The sequence below is a fragment of the Zymomonas mobilis genome, from assembly GCF_006715975.1.
GTDB lineage: Bacteria > Pseudomonadota > Alphaproteobacteria > Sphingomonadales > Sphingomonadaceae > Zymomonas > Zymomonas mobilis_B.
In genome coordinates this window covers 255232-273072 of sequence record NZ_VFOF01000001.1, presented here as the reverse complement: position 1 = coordinate 273072, position 17841 = coordinate 255232, and the positions used below count along the sequence as shown (strand labels likewise).

The 17841-nt window shown below is 47.1% G+C and carries 19 protein-coding genes and 1 riboswitch; of the genes, 9 read left to right on the top strand and 10 right to left on the bottom strand.

Annotated elements, in window-relative coordinates; all coding sequences use genetic code 11:
• Positions 1–213 precede the first annotated feature (213 nt).
• The 3 genes from FBY58_RS01220 to FBY58_RS01210 all read left to right on the top strand — a co-directional run bounded on the left by FBY58_RS01220 (position 214) and on the right by FBY58_RS01210 (position 1793).
• On the top strand, positions 214–558 hold the full coding sequence (locus FBY58_RS01220; RefSeq protein WP_260432006.1) for a hypothetical protein: 345 nt from the start codon (positions 214–216) through the stop codon (positions 556–558).
• A 235-nt stretch (positions 559–793) separates the two neighbouring features.
• The gene (locus FBY58_RS01215; RefSeq protein ID WP_141919121.1) at positions 794–1186 is read left to right on the top strand and encodes a nuclear transport factor 2 family protein; all 393 of its coding nucleotides are present in this window, start codon (positions 794–796) and stop codon (positions 1184–1186) included.
• A 205-nt stretch (positions 1187–1391) separates the two neighbouring features.
• Positions 1392–1793, top strand: a complete 402-nt coding sequence (locus FBY58_RS01210) for a cell division protein ZapA (RefSeq protein WP_141919120.1) — start codon at positions 1392–1394, stop codon at positions 1791–1793.
• 735 nt (positions 1794–2528) lie between these two features.
• Here FBY58_RS01210 and thiC read toward each other — a convergent pair.
• Entirely contained in the window at positions 2529–4343 is a 1815-nt protein-coding gene (gene thiC / locus FBY58_RS01205) for a phosphomethylpyrimidine synthase ThiC (RefSeq protein ID WP_141919119.1), read from the bottom strand.
• 71 nt (positions 4344–4414) lie between these two features.
• Positions 4415–4524: riboswitch (TPP riboswitch) on the bottom strand.
• A 323-nt stretch (positions 4525–4847) separates the two neighbouring features.
• On the opposite strand from thiC, the gene FBY58_RS09450 reads away from it, so the two are divergent.
• The 4 genes from FBY58_RS09450 (at position 4848) to FBY58_RS01190 (ending at position 8742) form a co-directional block, all read left to right on the top strand.
• Positions 4848–5075, top strand: coding sequence for a hypothetical protein (locus FBY58_RS09450; protein WP_260432005.1), 228 nt, complete (start codon positions 4848–4850; stop codon positions 5073–5075).
• A gap of 9 nt (positions 5076–5084) precedes the next feature.
• Positions 5085–7136: a TonB-dependent receptor gene (locus FBY58_RS01200; RefSeq protein WP_260432004.1), complete on the top strand. Its 2052-nt coding sequence runs from the start codon at positions 5085–5087 to the stop codon at positions 7134–7136.
• 19 nt (positions 7137–7155) lie between these two features.
• Positions 7156–8283: a glycerophosphodiester phosphodiesterase gene (locus FBY58_RS01195; protein WP_141920580.1), complete on the top strand. Its 1128-nt coding sequence runs from the start codon at positions 7156–7158 to the stop codon at positions 8281–8283.
• Between the two features lie 90 nt (positions 8284–8373).
• On the top strand, positions 8374–8742 hold the full coding sequence (locus tag FBY58_RS01190; RefSeq protein ID WP_141919118.1) for a hypothetical protein: 369 nt from the start codon (positions 8374–8376) through the stop codon (positions 8740–8742).
• Positions 8743–9278: 536 nt separating this feature from the next.
• Here FBY58_RS01190 and pal read toward each other — a convergent pair.
• The 8 genes from pal to ruvB all read right to left on the bottom strand — a co-directional run bounded on the left by pal (position 9279) and on the right by ruvB (position 15448).
• Positions 9279–9809 (bottom strand): peptidoglycan-associated lipoprotein Pal, encoded by a 531-nt coding sequence (pal, locus tag FBY58_RS01185; RefSeq protein ID WP_141919117.1) that lies wholly within the window; start codon positions 9807–9809, stop codon positions 9279–9281.
• A 125-nt stretch (positions 9810–9934) separates the two neighbouring features.
• Complete coding sequence (gene tolB / locus FBY58_RS01180) at positions 9935–11281, bottom strand: Tol-Pal system beta propeller repeat protein TolB (protein WP_409373541.1); 1347 nt, start codon at positions 11279–11281, stop codon at positions 9935–9937.
• A gap of 97 nt (positions 11282–11378) precedes the next feature.
• On the bottom strand, positions 11379–11762 hold the full coding sequence (locus FBY58_RS09445; RefSeq protein ID WP_260432002.1) for a hypothetical protein: 384 nt from the start codon (positions 11760–11762) through the stop codon (positions 11379–11381).
• On the bottom strand, positions 11759–12457 hold the full coding sequence (locus tag FBY58_RS09440; RefSeq protein WP_260432001.1) for a hypothetical protein: 699 nt from the start codon (positions 12455–12457) through the stop codon (positions 11759–11761). The genes FBY58_RS09445 and FBY58_RS09440 overlap by 4 nt, the downstream gene beginning before the upstream one ends.
• A 9-nt stretch (positions 12458–12466) precedes the next feature.
• Positions 12467–12994 carry an ExbD/TolR family protein gene (locus FBY58_RS01170; protein ID WP_141919115.1) on the bottom strand — a complete coding sequence of 176 codons (528 nt, stop codon included), beginning with the start codon at positions 12992–12994 and terminating at the stop codon, positions 12467–12469.
• Entirely contained in the window at positions 12994–13704 is a 711-nt protein-coding gene (locus FBY58_RS01165; protein ID WP_141919114.1) for a MotA/TolQ/ExbB proton channel family protein, read from the bottom strand. The genes FBY58_RS01170 and FBY58_RS01165 overlap by 1 nt, the downstream gene beginning before the upstream one ends.
• Before the next feature lie 7 nt (positions 13705–13711).
• A complete protein-coding gene (locus FBY58_RS01160; protein ID WP_141919113.1) occupies positions 13712–14212 on the bottom strand; it encodes a YbgC/FadM family acyl-CoA thioesterase in 501 nt (166 codons plus the stop codon).
• Between the two features lie 192 nt (positions 14213–14404).
• A complete protein-coding gene (gene ruvB / locus FBY58_RS01155) occupies positions 14405–15448 on the bottom strand; it encodes a Holliday junction branch migration DNA helicase RuvB (protein ID WP_141919112.1) in 1044 nt (347 codons plus the stop codon).
• 147 nt (positions 15449–15595) lie between these two features.
• Between ruvB and FBY58_RS01150 the strand changes: the two genes are divergently transcribed.
• Both FBY58_RS01150 and FBY58_RS01145 read left to right on the top strand, forming a co-directional pair.
• Positions 15596–16525, top strand: coding sequence for a 2-hydroxyacid dehydrogenase (locus FBY58_RS01150; protein ID WP_141919111.1), 930 nt, complete (start codon positions 15596–15598; stop codon positions 16523–16525).
• 267 nt (positions 16526–16792) lie between these two features.
• Entirely contained in the window at positions 16793–17095 is a 303-nt protein-coding gene (locus FBY58_RS01145) for a hypothetical protein (protein ID WP_260432000.1), read from the top strand.
• A gap of 72 nt (positions 17096–17167) precedes the next feature.
• On the opposite strand, the gene ruvA is transcribed toward FBY58_RS01145, so the two are convergent.
• Positions 17168–17806 carry a Holliday junction branch migration protein RuvA gene (gene ruvA, locus FBY58_RS01140; protein WP_141919109.1) on the bottom strand — a complete coding sequence of 213 codons (639 nt, stop codon included), beginning with the start codon at positions 17804–17806 and terminating at the stop codon, positions 17168–17170.
• Between the last annotated feature and the right edge of the window lie 35 nt (positions 17807–17841).

Sequence of the window (17841 nt, the reverse complement as noted above, 5' to 3'; positions counted from 1 at the left end):
AGATACCTAAAAAATTAGAAGGGAGGATCGAAATTTCCGGTCGAAAATGAATAAAAACCGGTAAACGCGGCCTTATTAGTCTTTTGCCACCGGAAAGGTCAACACGCCGGATGGCAATGTCCCGACAAAGAATGACCTTTAGAATCAAAAAACCTTATAAAAACAATAAAAGGCCATATTGAGGCATGGCTTCAACATGCTATGGGCAGATATATGGCTCAAGATCGTCTTTTAAATGCCCTCAATCGCCTATCACAGGCTCTTATCCGATTAGAAGAGGCCGATCATCGACGTATGGCGGATCAGGACATTGCCGCGCGCTATCAAAAATTACGCGAAGCCACTGAAGAAGCCTTGTCTCGAATTGATTGCCTTCTAACCGGAAACATTCAAGGACAAGATCAAAATAAGACTTCTTTTCCTACAAAGGAAGACCGCGCTATTCTGGCCAACAGCCTTGCAGATTCAGATAAGCCTCAACCGGATTTGAAGCAAAAAACCGCCGAGACCAGCCCTTCTCAAAAAAATACAGAAGAGAAAGAAGACAAGGTGAAATAACCCACCTCGTAAAAAATGCTATTGATCTAATGTATTTTGAGAAAAAAAGCATCTCAAACAGGACTCTCTCATGGTGAATAAGTACATACATCATTCAAAAATAACCCATATCCTATTCGGATGACGATCAAATGCCCAAATATCGCTAAAATCCGCAGCACAGCATTTGTAATGGATCTGCCACTACCTAAATTGTCTCATTCCATCCATATTTATGCAGAAAAGATAAACGCCTATGAAACCGAATAGCGAACAGCTTATCCGACAGATGTTTGGACGGCTGACGGATTTCAATCGACCCGCCGAAGAAATGCTTGATTTGTTCGCTGCTGATTATCGACAGCTAGTCGATGGCAAAGAATTAAATCTGAGTGACTTTTTGACTCACATCAAGGCCTTACGCACCAAGCTCAGCGCCCTTGAAATTAAAATTCTCCATATCGTTACCAGCCCTGATGCAGCAGCAACCGTGCATATTGCCCAAGCCACACGAATCTCTGGCAAAACAAGCCTCATCAAAGTGGTTGCCTATTATGGCATTAAAGACGGTAAGATCGCTTTCGTTGATGAATTAACCCATCTACTTGAAGGCAGTGAAGCGGATAAAACTTTGGGTTCAACGCAATAAGCACCCGTCAACTTTCTATGCATGAATAAGAGTTAAAAAAAGAAGCGACCTTCGCCGTAAATAATAATATTCCACTAATGAATTTTAACCTTGTTGGCAGAACCCTGACAGCTTTGTTTTTCATCCTATGATTGCATCGATAATATGATAAAATCGATCAAGGAGACTGTTCCATAAAACCGGTCATGCAAAACAGGAACAGAATATGGCGCAAGTAGATATAATGATCGGCGGGCGAAATTATCAGCTAGCCTGCCGCGATGGGGATGAGAACCGCCTTCGTTTTCTGGCTGATATTGTAGATAAAGAAGTCGTAAGGATAAGCGAACAATTACATGTCGCAGGTGACATAAGACGTATTATGCTCGCCTCTTTGCTGTTGGCCGATCAAAATGAAGATATCAAAGACGAAGCTCGCCATCTTCAATCTCAAAATGAACAGCTCCAACAACAGAAAGAACAACTTACGGAAACGCTGCGCCTTAATCAGGAAAAGCTAAAAATGGAGCAGGAAGAGAAAGAACGGCTCGCTGTTTTGATTGAAGGCTATGCAGAAAGAATGGAAAATATCGTAAACCGCCTTGATGATAAGCCTCAGGCATCCTAAATAGGACGCGGCGGTTCTGCGCGGTGCGCGCTCTAGCAATTATCCCTGAGGCTATAAATACATCCAAGGGAGCTGTCCCTGTTCGAGCCCTGGTTCGATGCATACGGCGCCCACCTGACGTTCTGGCGTCAGTGGATATTCAAGCAAACGGCCTGGCAGCGGTTCCGCCACCTTAATTTCAGACATAATTTGCCTGTCCGAATTAATAACTAGGTTACAGAACACGGCTCTATCTTGTGGGCATCAAATTCCTAGTTCCCAAAGCAAAACTCAATATCCTGCCCCTTAAAAACCGCACCCACTACGCGATAACATGCTGTAGCACAGCACAGAGCGACTAGACCGATATAGACGTTCAAAAACGCCCGCCATTCATCCATAAAATGCGGATGCTATCCACAATAAATCGACAGATAACAGAGGCTCAACATTCTATTTTTAGGCGCAGATAGATAACTTTTGCCTGAAACTACGATTTTATTGACGCTTTCCCGAATAAAATATTCGCGCCTAACGCATCCTCTAAAAGCCTATAAAAACCTCGATATTGGGTAAAGCAAAAAGCCCATTCCTCTTTCCGTTAATTGCAAACCGTCCATTTTTACAAAACGGATGACCTCTGCCGATCTTATTCAAAGATTCGGTTTTCTGAACAGATTCCAAAAAAAATCCCTGCTCCGACAAGCGAAACAGGGATAGTTCTCAGGGTAAATTTAAGGAGTAAGCAAAAAGGGGCTATTCAGCTGCTGGCAGATAAATTTCGCCACCTTTTTCTTTAAACTGGTCGCTCATTTGCTCCATGCCTTGGGCAGCAAATTCACGCACTTCCTGCGTAATTTTCATAGAACAGAATTTAGGGCCACACATGGAACAGAAATGGGCAGATTTAGCCCCTTCTGCTGGCAAAGTCTGGTCATGGAAAGATTCTGCCGTATCTGGATCAAGGCTCAAATTGAACTGATCTTTCCAGCGGAAGTCGAAACGGGCGCGGGACAAGGCGTTATCGCGGAAACGAGCCGTCGGGTGACCCTTAGCCAAATCCGCCGCATGGGCAGCCAGCTTGTAAGTAACAACGCCGACCTTCACATCATCACGATCAGGCAAGCCCAGATGCTCTTTCGGGGTGACGTAGCACAGCATGGCCGTGCCGTACCATCCGATCATAGCCGCACCGATCGCAGACGTGATGTGGTCGTAACCAGGGGCAATATCTGTCGTCAAGGGGCCCAAGGTATAGAAAGGCGCTTCATGACAAGCGACCAGTTCCTTATCCATATTCGGCTTGATCTTGTGCATCGGGACATGACCCGGGCCTTCGATCATGACCTGAACATCATGCTTCCATGCGATTTTGGTCAGCTCACCCAAAGTTTCCAATTCAGCGAACTGGGCGCGATCATTGGCATCGGCGATACAACCCGGACGCAAACCATCGCCTAACGAAAAAGCAATGTCATACCGTTTCAGGATTTCGCAAATATCTTCGAAATGCGTGTAGAGGAAGTTTTCCTCATGATGCGCTAAACACCATTTAGCCATAATAGAACCGCCACGGCTGACGATACCGGTAATACGGTTTGCCGTTAACGGAATATAGGCCAAACGGACACCAGCATGGATGGTGAAATAGTCAACACCCTGCTCGGCCTGTTCAATCAAGGTATCTCTAAAGACTTCCCATGTCAGGTTTTCGGCAATACCATTAACTTTTTCCAAAGCCTGATAAATCGGCACCGTGCCAATGGGAACAGGGCTATTCCGCAAAATCCATTCGCGGGTGTCATGGATATTCCGTCCAGTGGACAGATCCATCACAGTATCAGCGCCCCAACGGATGGCCCACACCATCTTTTCGACTTCTGCTGCAACATCGGAAGCCACGGCGGAATTACCGATATTGGCATTGATTTTGACTAGAAAATTACGGCCAATAATCATTGGTTCGGCTTCAGGATGGTTGATATTGGCGGCAATAACAGCGCGACCATTGGCTACTTCATCACGCACAAATTCAGCCGTGATGAAATCGGGCAAATTCGCCCCATAGCTGTCACCATCACGAATCATGGCTTCTTTTAACTCGGCGCGACCACAATTCTCGCGAATAGCGATATATTCCATTTCCGGCGTGACAATGCCTTTTTTGGCATAATGCATCTGGGTGACATTGGCACCCGCTTTGGCACGCAAAGGATGATGGTTTACATTGGGAAAAGGTGGCACACCGCCCGAACGATCTGGCCCCAACTGGCCATTATCTTCGGGTTTAATTTCACGACCTTCATAACTTTCGACATCACCCCGCGCTAAAATCCAGTCGCGGCGAAGCGGTTTTAAACCCGCACTAATGTCGATTTTGATATTGGGATCGGTATAAGGACCAGAACAATCGTAAACACGAACCGGCTGCTCATTGGCAGAAGGTTCTAACGCGATTTCACGCATAGCGACACGAACGCCATGCTTGCCTTCGACATAAATTTTACGAGAGCCACGAATTGGACCGGTCGTGACGTGACCGGGAATATTCTGATCGGAAATATCAGCCATTTATGCATCCTTCTTGCAGGTCAACCATCAGGCCGACCGGAAAAAGGCTTTCGGCCGACGGATAAGAAGCAAGGTCTGATGCCTTCCCTCCCTACGCCGGTGTTAAGCCGGATCAGGTTCGACGGGTTAGAGCAATCAGCTCATTCTCAGCCGTATTCATACGGCCCCCCGGGGATGTCCCAGTCATTACGCTCAAAGAAAAAAGATAGCAACCCGATGAAATAGCGTTGGCTAGAAAAAGCGACTCGAAAAAACACAGTTTTTTACAGTTAAGACTGATACAAATAAAACACACTGGCCCAATGCAACAAAAATGACATCATCCTGAAATATTGATGCAAAGATCAACTTCTATCCCAACAGCGCAATAAAGCTCTAGGGGGATATAATTCTGTGCGCAAAATCGCTTTTTCATGTTGCACGCTTACGTTTTCTGCACTTCTTCCAAACGTCGTTCTAGGAGCGACGCCTACAACCGAAAAAGTTCAAACTGCGCCGGAAAAAATGGAAAATACTTCCACCTCCGCAGATAAATCAGCGCCTCAAGCGGCCAATAAAGAAGCCGATAAAGGCAGCGATCTCGTTGTTACAGCGCGACAGACCCATTCAGAACAAAGCGTCAGTCGCGTCGAGATACAGCGCCTGTTACCAGGGTTAAATCCGGTCAAAGCCATCGCCATTTTGCCGGGTGTGGTTTTCACCAATGCCGATCCATGGGGCAATAACGAATAAAACTCATCCTTGTTTATTCACGGTTTTAACAAAAACCAGCTCGGCTATACGATGGATGGTGTGCCGTTAGGTGACCAGAATTACGGAAACTATAACGGGCTTTCCCCGCAACGGGCGATGATCAGTGAAAACACAAAATCGGCCTCATTGTCTTCCGGCGCGGGCGCCCTCGGAACGGCTTCGACCAGTAACCTTGGCGGAACGCTCGAATTTTTAACCAGCGATCCACTGTCTCGGGCGGGCGGACAAATCAGCCAGACTTTTGGTAGCTATTCAACCTATCGGACATTTGCCCGCATCGACACCGGTGAATTCGGGGATGGCAACAAAGCCTATGTTTCATGGGCAAGACAAGACGCCAAAGCATGGGACTTCAATGGCCGCCAAGGGGGTAATCAGGTCAATGCCAAATTCACTCATCAAGACGACAGCAATAAGCTAACGCTCTATTTCGACTGGTCAAAAAAAGTCGAACCGAATGAAGATGGCGTTGTTATGCCCAGCTCGGTTTATGTTCGACCTTTCATGTATCCAGACTTCAACGCGGCTCAAAATTATCTTTCGGCAAGCGGTGCCACACCAGCCGCTGCGGGCTTGAACTATCGGAACTATTATTCCGATGCCCAACGTGAAGATTTCTTGGGCTACATCAAATTCACCCATGATTTCAGCGAAAACATTTCATGGGATAACCAATTTTACTATCATCACAATTCCGGTGTTGGTGTCGTCGCAGGGCCTATTCAGGCCGCCGGATTGCCCGCTTTGTTTGAAGCTTATTTCCCGGGGCAAGATTTAAAATCTGTCTTCGGTAATTCTGGCTATGCCACCCGAACAACCGAATATCTCGATAATCGCGGCGGCCTGATGTCCACCTTGCATTACAAGACGGGCAAACACTCAATCGAAGTCGGTGGCTGGTATGAACGGAATGATAATACCCAAGCCCGTAATTGGTATGCGCTTGATGTCAATTCGCCTTCAACCCCTTACCAAAGACCGAAAAACCCGCTTATCCAGCAATATAAAAATGCTTTTTATACTGACACTTTTGTTACCCATTTGCAGGATACATGGCGGATCACCCGCAACCTTACTTTGCAGGCGGGCTTTAAATCTGAATTAGTCTACACCGACGGTAAATTACCGATTGCCGCTTTGCCGGGTTCGCTTTCTCCTAAAAATGCGATCACCGTTCCGGGCGGTAAAATTTCGGCAACAAAACCGTTCCTGCCAGCCTTCGGTGCTTTGTGGAATGTAACACCCCACGAACAGCTTTTCGCCAATATTCAAGAAAATATGCGCAGCTTCGAAGCACAAGGTTATGGTAACGCCACCCCATGGGGCGTGACCAGCCAACAAGCTTTCGAAGATTTCAAGAAAAACGGTAAGCCAGAAACTTCATGGACATATGAAACCGGTATCCGTACCAATCGCGATGTTCATTTCGGGCCCCTCACCCATTTCAGTGGCCAGCTCGAATATTACCACGTCCATTTCTCCAACCGCCTCTTAGCTGTTTCAACCACCCAGACCAATTCTTCGATTGTGGGCAGCGCAACAACCCTGACCAATGTCGGTTCAGTCACAACGGACGGGATGGATTTATCTTTCACGATGAAATTCGGTCCCCATTTCTCCGTCTATAACGCGCTATCCTATAACCGTTCGATCTATAACGACAATTACAACAACGGCAGTTCAGAAGTTATGACCGCGGGCAAACGCGTAGCCGGTGTGCCTGATTGGACAGAAAAATTCGTCGGCAGCTTTGAATGGGGCAATTTCTCGGCACAGGTAACGGGTGATATTATCGGCAAACGTCCGGCAACCTTTACCAATGACCTGTCGGCTGGCTCCTATATGATCTATGGCTTGAATGCAGGTTATACATTCCATAACATTCCTCATGTTCGGGATCTGCGCATTCAAGGTAACATCACCAACCTGACTGGCGAAAAAGGCTGGTCAACGCTCGGAACCAATCAGGCTTCGGGACAATATACAGCCTTCCCGATCGCGCCTCGTATGTTCTTCATCACGGTTCAGGCCGGTTTCTAAATCCTTTGAAGGTTTCATGATGTCCCTCTTCAGCCGCCGCCATTTTTTACAAACAACAGGAACGGTTCTAGCGGCCAGCAGCTTGTTTCGGGGGAATGCGCTTGTCGCATCCCCCAGCATGGCTTTTCCAACCCGTCCTTTGATTTTTGCGCATCGCGGGGCTTCGGCCTTACGACCAGAACACACATTGGCGGCCTATGGCAAAGCTATCATTGACGGTGCCGATTATATCGAACCAGATCTGGTACCAACCAAAGATGGCAGGCTGATTGCCCGTCATGAAAGCAATATCACCGACACAACGGATGTCGCTCAACATCCAGAATTTGCCAATCGGCGACGGATCATGACGATTGACGGCAAACAGCAAGAAGGTTGGTTCACCACCGACTTTACTTTTGCCGAAATTAAACAACTCCGTGCCTGTGAAAGGCTGCCACAAATCAGACCTTCTAACAGCCGCTATAATGGCTGGTTTGATATACCGTCTATCGAAGAAGTTATTGATTTTGTCGCCGCCTCGGCAACCGCCTCAGGTCGTCAAATCGGCATTATTCCTGAATTGAAAAACCCGACCCATTTTCATAAATTGGGCTTCACACCCGAAGACCAACTTTTAGATATTTTGAACCGTCATAATTATACGCGTCAGGCTCCGGTCGAAATTCAATCCTTTGAACCGACCCCTCTCCGTTATATCCGGAAAAAAATAGGCCAGAGCCGACCAAACTGGAAATTAATGTTTCTGCTGGGTTATCCAGACGTGCCGCCCGCTGATATTCTGGCCGCTGGTGGAAAAACGACTTTCAGAAATCTGGTATCAAAAGAAGGGCTGCAAGAACTTCGCGGCTATGCTGATGCGATCGGGCCTGCCAATGAATATCTAATCCCCAAAGATAGCAATGGCCAATGGCTACAACCGACTAACTTGATACAAAATGCGCATGATGCTGGTTTGTTTGTGCATAGCTATACCTGCCGCCCTGAAAACATCTTCCTGCCGCGACAATTACGCAATCAGGAAGGCGATAATAGCCGAAATATCCAAGGCTCGATCGCTGAAATTAGACGTTATCTGGAATTGGGATTGGATGGCTTTTTCACCGACGATCCGGCCGTCGGCCGTCTCGCTGTCGAGGTATTTTAAACCTCCCCGCTTCGGCGGGGATTCTCTCATCTGCAAGAAAAATCAGGCGAAATAACGAAACAACTTCACTTTAAGGAACGGATATAAAAAATGCATTGGCAGTCAAATAACCATTCCGCCCCTTTAAAAATATTTTTTATAAATGGCCTACTTCTCACATATGCGGTTGCAATCACGGCCTATACGACGACACAAGCGCACAGCAGTCCAATCTATTATGTGCTGGCGCTTCTTCTTGGAATTTACAGCTACAACAAACGCCCCAAGCTAAATCTAAACCGCTCATCCAACCCGTTCTTAATTCTTATTTCTGCCGCGATCATTGTGACGATCATCGCCAATCTTGCTTTTTTTATCGGAATCAAAAATATCAAATGGGTGAACATTATTTTGTTCTGGATTATCGGCTCTCACCTATCTTTGATGTTTGATCTAAAACAAAGATTAAACACTAAATGAAATAGAGTATTTTCTACTCTCTTTTGCTAGCCCTAGTGATCTTAAAACGGCATCTCATGGCATTCGATGGACTAAACACAATAAGGCCAAGATATCGTCAACGCTGACCTTCATATTGTCTAAAATTCATGTCTCAAAACATCTCAAAATTTATCTATTCATTTTCAACAACGGCTATGCCGTTATACCAGCCCTCACAAAAACTTTTTTGATCGTTATTAATACGCGGCTTCGGCTAAGGCTGAACTGCCAATAAAAATCGCAACAATAGACAAATATCGAACTTTTATCATACATCTATGGAGTCGCTAGACGGTTCTATCGAACCAAAATCAGCAAGCATGCCTGTTTGAAAACCGAACATAACCGCGTTTCATTTTCACTATAACGAAAATATATTCACAAATTCCGCCGCCCTGATAGCCTACCAAAAATGGAATGCAGGCAACCTCAACCTATGGCCTTTAAAATAATAAAGGCCACCTTCAACAAAGGCGGCCTTTTTATTATCGATCTTCAATCTTAGAAGAAATAGATCAATTCGGCGTGACAGTCACAGCACGACGGTTCTGTGCCCATGCATCTTCATCGGAACCCATAGCCAATGGCCGTTCTTTACCATAGCTGATGACATTAACCGAATTGGCAACACCTGCTTTTACGAGATAATCACGAACCGCATCGGCACGCTTTTCACCCAAAGCAATGTTGTATTCACGGGTACCCCGTTCGTCACAATGACCTTCAATCGTGACGCGAGTGCTCGGGTATTTTTTCAACCATCTGATTTCGCGATCCAAAATAGCTTTGGCCTCACTATCAAGGTCATGACTATTCAGAGCGAAATGCACCATATCCGTTCCGACCTGACGCAGGAAATCAGCATGGGAACCCAGAACGACCGTATCGCGAACGGCACCGGTATCGACATCACCATTCGAATTGGGAGCCGGTGCTTTGGTCGCCGGAGCAGGTGGCAAACTAGCCGCTTTTGGCTGATGACTCGAGCAGGCAGTAAGGGCTACTAGACCAGCAAACAGACTTATTGTTAATTTACTTTTAGTCATTATTAACCTCATCGGCAAAAAGGTCTGCCATCCCGTGAAAAAAACAATAATATGAAAAGTAATAATCACCGAATCGCTTGAACAACTCAGCGATTATCTTCCAATTAATGAAAACAATAAAGAAATTATGGCAATAACGGTCCCCAAGACGGATCAGATCCATCCAAAGGTGTCGGAATATGCCGTTCATTAACGCCCGTTAAATCAACAGACCATAATTCGGTATGACCAGAATTACGCGCTGTTCTGAAAAAGGCGATAACCCGTCCGTTCGGTGACCAGCTCGGGCCTTCATCCTGCCAACCATTGGTCAGAATTTGTTCACCAGAACCATCGGTCTTCATGACACCGACATGGAAACCACCACCCAATTTGGTAAAGGCAATCAAATCACCACGCGGACTCCATACTGGGGTGGCATAGCGACCGCTACCAAAGCTGATGCGGTTCTGGTTAGATCCATCGGCATTCATGACATAGATCTGCTGGCTACCAGAACGATCGCTTTCAAAGACGATTTTTGAACCGTCCGGTGAAAAGCTTGGTGCCGTATCAATGCCAGGTGAAGTCGTCAGGCGCGTTGCCTGCCCACCTGAAACCGGAACCTTGTAAATATCGGCATTACCCGCAACCGACATAGAAAAGACAATCGTCTTTCCATCAGGCGAGAAACGCGGGGCAAAGGTCGTATTCGGCTTATTCACGACCGAACGGACATGCCCTGAACCCAACGTATAAACATAAATACGGGGGGCGTTATCGACATAAGAGAGATAGGTCACGGTCTGTTGGTTCGGCGCAAAACGCGGGGTCAGAACCATTGACTGACCATTGGTTAAGAAACGATGATTGGCACCATCCTGATCCATGATAGCCAAACGTTTCAGACGGTGATTCTTCGGGCCCGTCTCCGAAATATAAACAATACGGCTATCAAAATAGGGGCCTTCACCGGTCAGTCGGGTATAAACCGCATCCGCACATCTATGCGCGGCACGCCGCCAATCGGCTGGTTTTACCACAAAACCTTTATGCAACATTTCCTGCGAAGCAAACACATCATAAAGATAACAACCCACCGTCAAGGTGCCGTCACCATTGGCCTGAACAAAACCCTGAACCAAAGCCTGCGCCCCACTGGATAACCAATATCCATATTGCGGCGCAGTTACTTCAGGGAAAGAAACATTATGCAAGGAAGCCTGCTGCGACGGAGAAAAAAGGCCGCTCGATTTCAGGTCATTGGAAATAACCGAGGCCACCTGACGTCCTAACACGGCCGTCGTGCCCGCTAACGTCGTCACCGAATTTGGAGTCGGCATCACCGGAATAGCAATCGGCATCGGCTGCGAAATACCACCGGTAATATCCACCCGCAAAATACGGCGGCTATCACCCTGATTGGCAGGCGCTGCATTATTGCCGCCCGCCGCCGGATTCTGCGCGAACAAAGCCGTGCTGCTGACAGCCATTAAAGCGGTTACCGCCCATTTTCTGATTACGCTGCTCATTCAACAATCCTTCATTTCGAGGCCATTTTTGGAACAGGCCACGTTATTCTTTATAATCTCAATGCATCTGCGCCGGAATGAAGCCAATATCAATTTCATCCCATCCTCCCTTATAAAGTTCAGCAGGCAAATGCAGCGGAGCACAACGCAAAACAGCACGGCGGCTGATTTCAGCCATCTGACGAGCATAGGAGCGATTATCCGAAGTCAGGCCGGTTTGTTCGATCATTTCAGGCGTGCCGTTGACCGAACCATCCTGATTAAAGCGTAACCGCAAAACGGTAATAATCCGCATCGCATCGGTGCCACCCAAAGCACCAAGGTCATAACAAGGCTGAACCTGACGCTTGATAGCTGCACCCAAACCATTCAAGGCCGGACCAGAAATGGCAGAGCCTTGCGGTTTCGAAGAAGTCCCCGTCCCGCCAAGAATACCTTTCAAAAATCCGATCCTAAACGGGAACCGCTATTCCGGTTATTATCACTTTTACTTTTTCCGCTATCCGGTGCGTTACTCTTTTCTTTTCCTTTATTACTCTCTGTGTTGCTGCCTGCCTTATGATCGGAAACATTAACCTGAGATTTAGAAAAAGACTCCATTAAATTCTTGACGTCATTATGGGGCTTATTTTGCGTTTTACTTTCAGCTTTTGGCTGCGGATTTTCTTGAGCCACGGCCTTATTTTTCTGAGGGGGCACCACCGCAGTTTCTTTGGGTTGTGGCTGAATTTTTGGCGCAAGAGAAGGCTTAGGCGTTTCGACCGGCTTTGCCTTTGGCTGTATTTCAGGCTTGGCTACCGGCTTACTTTCTATTTTCGGCTCTGCTTTAGCCGTATTTTGAGCCTGCGCCTTTGGCTCTGCTGTCGCCTCTTTTGGCACAGAAGTTTTCGGTGCCGGAGCCGCCTCTTTTTCTTCCCCTATTTTCGGTGCGGTCGTCGCCCTTGCTGCCTCAGAAGACGCATTAGGCGAAGAAGAATGCATCCCGACGCCATGCGCAAAGGTTACCTCGATCGTATCCACAGGCTGGCTTGGCCGCTTGTCCTGAAACGAAAAGCGAATCAAGAAAAACAGTAACAAAGCGATATGACCGGCAATGGCTATAACAAAGCCGCGTCTCATAGCTGATCGGGAGGTCATCACAATGACTTACCTTCCCTCATCAGTCGGGGTGTTTTTACTTCCAGAAGAAGCGCCAGAGGCACCCGTTGTCACCAAAGCCACTTTTTTCAAGCCAGCATTATCCAACTCACCCATAACCTGCATAACCCGACCGTAGTTCAAAACCCGATCGGCTTTCAGATAAATCGGCTGCTCACTCGCAACCGCAGGCGCATCAGGATCACCTTCACCCGATACCTGTTCATGCTTTGCCAGATCAGCCTGATGGATAGCCTGCAAACGGGCAGGTAATTCGGCCATATCGACGACATCATCATCAATATGAATGCCGCCCTCGGCATCAATCGTAATGGTCACCGGCTTTTCTTTGGATTCCAACGCCTTGGCACGGCTATCCGGCAAATTGACCGCAACACCAGTCACCATCAAAGGCGCTGTCACCATGAAGATAATCAGCAACACCAACATAACATCCACCAAAGGCGTTACGTTGATTTCTGCCATCAAAGGCCGTCTTTTAGACCCACGCCTTCTTCTTGCCGAAACTGCGCTCATCAGTGACGGGCGTCCATGGCGCGGCTAAGGGTGATGTAAATGCGATCAGAAAAACGGGTAAGGCGTGATTCAAACAGACCAACACTATGCGCCATCCGGTTATAGGCAATGCTGGCTGGAATAGCGGCGAACAAACCTAACGCCGTTGAAAACAACGCTTCGGCAATGCCCGGCCCCACAATCGCCATCGCCGTATTTCCACCGGCTGCGATCTGGCTAAAGCTATGCATAATGCCCCAAACCGTTCCGAACAGACCGACAAAGGGAGACACCGAACCAATGGTGGCAAGGCTGCTCAAAGGGGACGACATATCCTCAACAGCCGCCCCAACAGCACTCTCAAGGGACACAGACAACCGATCACGGTCACCCTCATGGTCAACGGCTCTTCCTGCTGATTTCACGGTCTGCATACCGGACAGAAAAATACGGGCAGAAGGATCATTGCTACCGAAATAGCGATCATAAAAGCGTTCCAGCTCGCCCATGGATTCTGCTTTACTATAGGCTTTTTCAAAATTGCGGCTGGCACGATTAGCTGCCGAAGCACGGAAAAACTGCCCCAGAATAAGGGCCCAGCTCCATATACTGGCACATAACAGCACGATCATGACCAAACGGCCAACGATATCGGCATGCAAAAACAAGGTCACCGGCGATAATACAGAACTCGCCAAATCGGCATTGCCGGACATTCCCAAAGAAGGCATCTTTTAATTACTTCCTTTCAACCCGATCAGCCGCGGGGAGGCACAAGGACTCAAACAAAGGTCGCCAATAAGACGGAATACGACAAGGACGACCCTCAACAGAAAGAAAAGCAATCTCACTTTCCACTTCTGTCAAAATTTCTGTGCCGCGAAAAATCTGTTGCTGTAACTGAAGCGTTGCGGCTCGCAAGCGGATAATTTCGGTTTGTATTTCCAACCGATCATCCAACCATGCGGGCTGGCAATAACGAATTTTTTGTTGATGGATCACGAACATGCCGACACCATCCTGATAGGCGACCCGCTGGTTAATACCCATCAATTTTACCAGATCGGAACGCGCCCGTTCGGCAAAATGCAAATAATTGGCATGATAGACACGTCCGGAAAGATCAGTATCCTCGTAATAAACATTTACAGGGAAATAGTGAACGCGTTCTTTCAAGACACCATCTGCGATCGGATCAACAGGCTTATCCTTCGATATTGTCTTTCCATGCATTACCATCGCAGCAGCCTTCTTGCACAGACAAAGCCAGACGGAATAATACGTTCTTTTCTTTAAAAACCTAATGAAAAGAACAAACCCCTCTCTGGATCGTCATTATAGTATATATTTCTATTCTTTTTTAATCTGTTTTGATAATCGTTCCCTGTAAAAGAAAAACAACCTGAACAGGCGATGAAAAGCGCGGTATTTTTATAATAAACCGGACTGATTTTTCTTTTTAGAACTCTGCTGCTCGGCCTCTTTTGGGTCAGTTAAACCTAAATGCCGCCATGCTAAGCCATTCAATTGGCGACCACGGGCGGTTCGCGCGACCAATCCTAACTGGATTAAATAAGGCTCGATGACTTCTTCGACCGTATCACGGGGTTCAGATAAACCGGCCGCCAAAGTATCAATACCAACCGGCCCCCCTTTATAGATATCCGCAATCATCATCAGATAACGGCGATCCATCAAATCCAACCCCATCTTATCGACTTCCAAACGATTTAACGCTTCGTCGGCAATAAAACGATCCACGATTGTCGCTCCGGCCACATCCGCAAAATCTCGAACACGACGCAATAAACGCCCGGCAATACGCGGTGTGCCTCTCGCTCTTTTGGCAATTTCTTCGGCACCTTCCGGTGCGATTTCCATCCCCAACAAACGGGCAGCACGGGTAATCACCTGCCGTAATTCTTCAATAGTATAAAACTGCAACCGGACAGGGATACCGAAGCGATCCCGAAGCGGCGTGCTTAACAGACCTTGACGGGTCGTTGCTCCAACCAGCGTAAAATTCGGAAGATCAATTCTGACAGAACGGGCAGAAGGCCCCTCACCTATCATTAGATCCAATGCACGGTCTTCCATTGCCGGATACAGCACTTCTTCAACCACAGGCTGCAAACGGTGGATTTCATCAATGAAAAGGACATCCCCGTCTTCTAAATTGGTCAAAAGCGCCGCAAGATCACCGGATTTCACGATAACAGGGCCCGATGTTGCCCGAAATCCAACGCCCATTTCACGGGCAACAATCTGGGCAAGCGTTGTTTTACCCAATCCCGGCGGGCCAAAGAAAAGCACATGATCGAGCGATTCCTGCCGTTTTTTGGCCGCTTCAATAAAGACGCGTATATTTTCCCGCGCCGCCTGTTGCCCAATAAATTCATCCAGTGAACGGGGGCGCAGTGCCTGATCCGGATCAGTATTTTCAGCTTCAGGATTCAAAAGAGTATTCCGCGTCATAAAAAGAAAGAGACCATGATAAGGACAGAAAATAAAGTTTTTTTATGAGACCGTCGCCTTTTTCTTTCGATTGAAATCGGCGGGCTGTTCGTTGCAGACCGGTCATAAAAGTGCTTATTCTTCATAATCCGCTCAGGAGATTAAGCAATGACTGATAAACCTGTGATTCTGTTACGTACCCCCCTTTTTTACGGGGCAAGAGACAAACTAGACGCGTTATTCACCGTCTATGAATACGGCATGAAAATCACGCCCGAAATAGCCCCACAGATCAAAGCCTTGGTCGGAGATGGGCAAGCCCGCATTACAGCGGAGGATATGGATCAATTCCCCAATCTCGAAATCATCGCCCAATATGCGGTTGGCTTTGACGGGATTGATCTTGAAGGCGCTAAAAAACGCAATATTCGGGTTTCCAATACACCGGGTGTTCTAACCGAAGACGTCGCCGACATGGCGGTCGCCTTATTCCTTACGTTAAAAAGAAACATCATTCAGAATGATAAACTGATCCGTGCAGGTGGATGGGTTAATAAAGAAGAAATCCCTCTGTCTCACAGTGCCAGTAACCTCGATGTTGGTGTCTTTGGCCTCGGCCGCATTGGTGAAGCTATCGCCGAAAGACTAGCACCAATGTCAAAGAGCATCAGCTATTGCACCCGTCATAAAAAAGATGTCGCATGGGCATATTATGACAATATTGCCGATTTAGCGAAGGCGGTTGATGTGCTGGTCTTAGCCGCCCCTGGCACGGCAGAGACCAAAGGACTGGTCAATAAAGACGTTCTCGAAGCCTTAGGGTCAAAAGGCGTTTTGATTAATATTGCCCGTGGCAGCCTCGTCGATGAAGACGCTCTGATTGAGGCTCTCGAAAAAGGTATCATCGCTGGCGCCGGATTGGATGTATTTGCTCATGAGCCAAAGGTTCCAGCAGGCTTAACACAGTCATCCAAAGTCGTCTTACAGCCTCATCTCGGCAGTGCCACTGTCGAAACGCGCACAACTATGGCGCATCTAGTAATCGACAATCTTCTAGCCTTCTTTGCTGGAAAACCGCTTATTACGCCCGTCATCTAATATATTAAGCCTTAAAAACGACCAACAAAACAGACCGGATAGCCAAAGGTTAATGCCGGTCTGTTCTTTCAAAAGACAAAACTTTTATCACTATTTTACTCAGACGACTGAAAATAGTTGAAATATATCCATTTTGCGCATCTTCTATTTTTATTCCATTTGGAATAGAGGTTAAATTCTCTTGTGAGAGGATCTCAGGGAAAAAAAATGCGCTATATTGTCAGAAAAAGAAAAGTACAAAGGTCAATACAGCCTGTGGATAACTATATGGCAGACACTGATACCGTTGAAGATGATGAAAATGACGGCTTAGCGCCTAAAATTCTGAAAGCGCAACGTCAGGTAGAGGAAGCAAAGCAACGCTATAAAGCGCTACTTGCTCGTCAGGCCGCCGCCAAGAAAAAATATGCCGAAGCACGGCAGAAGATATTAGGCGATTTGCTTATCAAAGCGGCTGAAAAAGACGAACGCTATAATCGGGTTATCAAAGTCTTGATCGATAGCCGCCCACAGATAAAAACCAGCAAGGCTTTTGTCGATTGGGAAATTCCGCATCCGGAACAGCAATAATCAACACGGTTTTTATAGCCCATCTCCCCGCCATTTGATTGCGGGGGTCGGGCTTGCCGTTATGCTGTAAAATTAATGCTTGGAAGATAACCGCAACGCCAAACGAACCAGACTATCCAAAGTAGCCTGCTCGCCCAATTCTTCTGATGCCAACTGCACAACTCTTTGTGCCTCGGCAGGCTTAAAGCCCAAATTCAAAAGCGCAGATACCGCATCGGCGACGAAATTACCGGCATTAGCGGGAATAGAAGTCTGAGAAATATCTTTCACAGACAGATTTTCGCTTTTCACAGAAGATAACAGCGCAATAGCCGCCGGTTTATCCTTCAATTCATTGATAATCCGCTGGGCAATTTTCGGGCCTATACCATTGGCGCGACAAATCATGGTCTTGTCGCCGCTGGAAATCGCCAATGCAATTGCATCAGTCGTTAAAGTCGTCAAAATCGCAAGCGCTGCTTTGCCGCCAACGCCCTGAACAGACGTCAACAGTCGAAACCAATCCCGTTCCATATAAGACGCAAAACCGTAAAGAGTAATCGCGTCTTCCCGAACCTGCGTTTCGATATGAACCGTAATCTCGCCCTCTATTTCAGAAAAATAGTCCAAGGCGCGTCCTGACAACTGGACAAGATACCCAACGCCATTGACATCAATGACCGCAGAATCAGCGTTTTTTTCAACCAGAATACCAACCAGTCGTGCGATCATTGATATATTTTCCTATTTTGGCATATCGCCGGATG

What these genes read in the sequence shown, in the direction of transcription:
- FBY58_RS01220 (WP_260432006.1), top strand. Translation starts at nt 214, where the DNA reads ATGGCTCAAGATCGTCTTTTAAATGCCCTCAATCGCCTATCACAGGCT.
- FBY58_RS01215 (WP_141919121.1), top strand. Translation starts at nt 794, where the DNA reads ATGAAACCGAATAGCGAACAGCTTATCCGACAGATGTTTGGACGGCTG.
- FBY58_RS01210 (WP_141919120.1), top strand. Translation starts at nt 1,392, where the DNA reads ATGGCGCAAGTAGATATAATGATCGGCGGGCGAAATTATCAGCTAGCC.
- thiC (WP_141919119.1), bottom strand. Translation starts at nt 4,343, where the DNA reads ATGGCTGATATTTCCGATCAGAATATTCCCGGTCACGTCACGACCGGT.
- FBY58_RS09450 (WP_260432005.1), top strand. Translation starts at nt 4,848, where the DNA reads ATGGAAAATACTTCCACCTCCGCAGATAAATCAGCGCCTCAAGCGGCC.
- FBY58_RS01195 (WP_141920580.1), top strand. Translation starts at nt 7,156, where the DNA reads ATGTCCCTCTTCAGCCGCCGCCATTTTTTACAAACAACAGGAACGGTT.
- FBY58_RS01190 (WP_141919118.1), top strand. Translation starts at nt 8,374, where the DNA reads ATGCATTGGCAGTCAAATAACCATTCCGCCCCTTTAAAAATATTTTTT.
- pal (WP_141919117.1), bottom strand. Translation starts at nt 9,809, where the DNA reads ATGACTAAAAGTAAATTAACAATAAGTCTGTTTGCTGGTCTAGTAGCC.
- tolB (WP_409373541.1), bottom strand. Translation starts at nt 11,281, where the DNA reads ATGGCTGTCAGCAGCACGGCTTTGTTCGCGCAGAATCCGGCGGCGGGC.
- FBY58_RS09440 (WP_260432001.1), bottom strand. Translation starts at nt 12,457, where the DNA reads ATGACCTCCCGATCAGCTATGAGACGCGGCTTTGTTATAGCCATTGCC.
- FBY58_RS01170 (WP_141919115.1), bottom strand. Translation starts at nt 12,994, where the DNA reads ATGAGCGCAGTTTCGGCAAGAAGAAGGCGTGGGTCTAAAAGACGGCCT.
- FBY58_RS01165 (WP_141919114.1), bottom strand. Translation starts at nt 13,704, where the DNA reads ATGCCTTCTTTGGGAATGTCCGGCAATGCCGATTTGGCGAGTTCTGTA.
- FBY58_RS01160 (WP_141919113.1), bottom strand. Translation starts at nt 14,212, where the DNA reads ATGGTAATGCATGGAAAGACAATATCGAAGGATAAGCCTGTTGATCCG.
- ruvB (WP_141919112.1), bottom strand. Translation starts at nt 15,448, where the DNA reads ATGACGCGGAATACTCTTTTGAATCCTGAAGCTGAAAATACTGATCCG.
- FBY58_RS01150 (WP_141919111.1), top strand. Translation starts at nt 15,596, where the DNA reads ATGACTGATAAACCTGTGATTCTGTTACGTACCCCCCTTTTTTACGGG.
- FBY58_RS01145 (WP_260432000.1), top strand. Translation starts at nt 16,793, where the DNA reads ATGGCAGACACTGATACCGTTGAAGATGATGAAAATGACGGCTTAGCG.
- ruvA (WP_141919109.1), bottom strand. Translation starts at nt 17,806, where the DNA reads ATGATCGCACGACTGGTTGGTATTCTGGTTGAAAAAAACGCTGATTCT.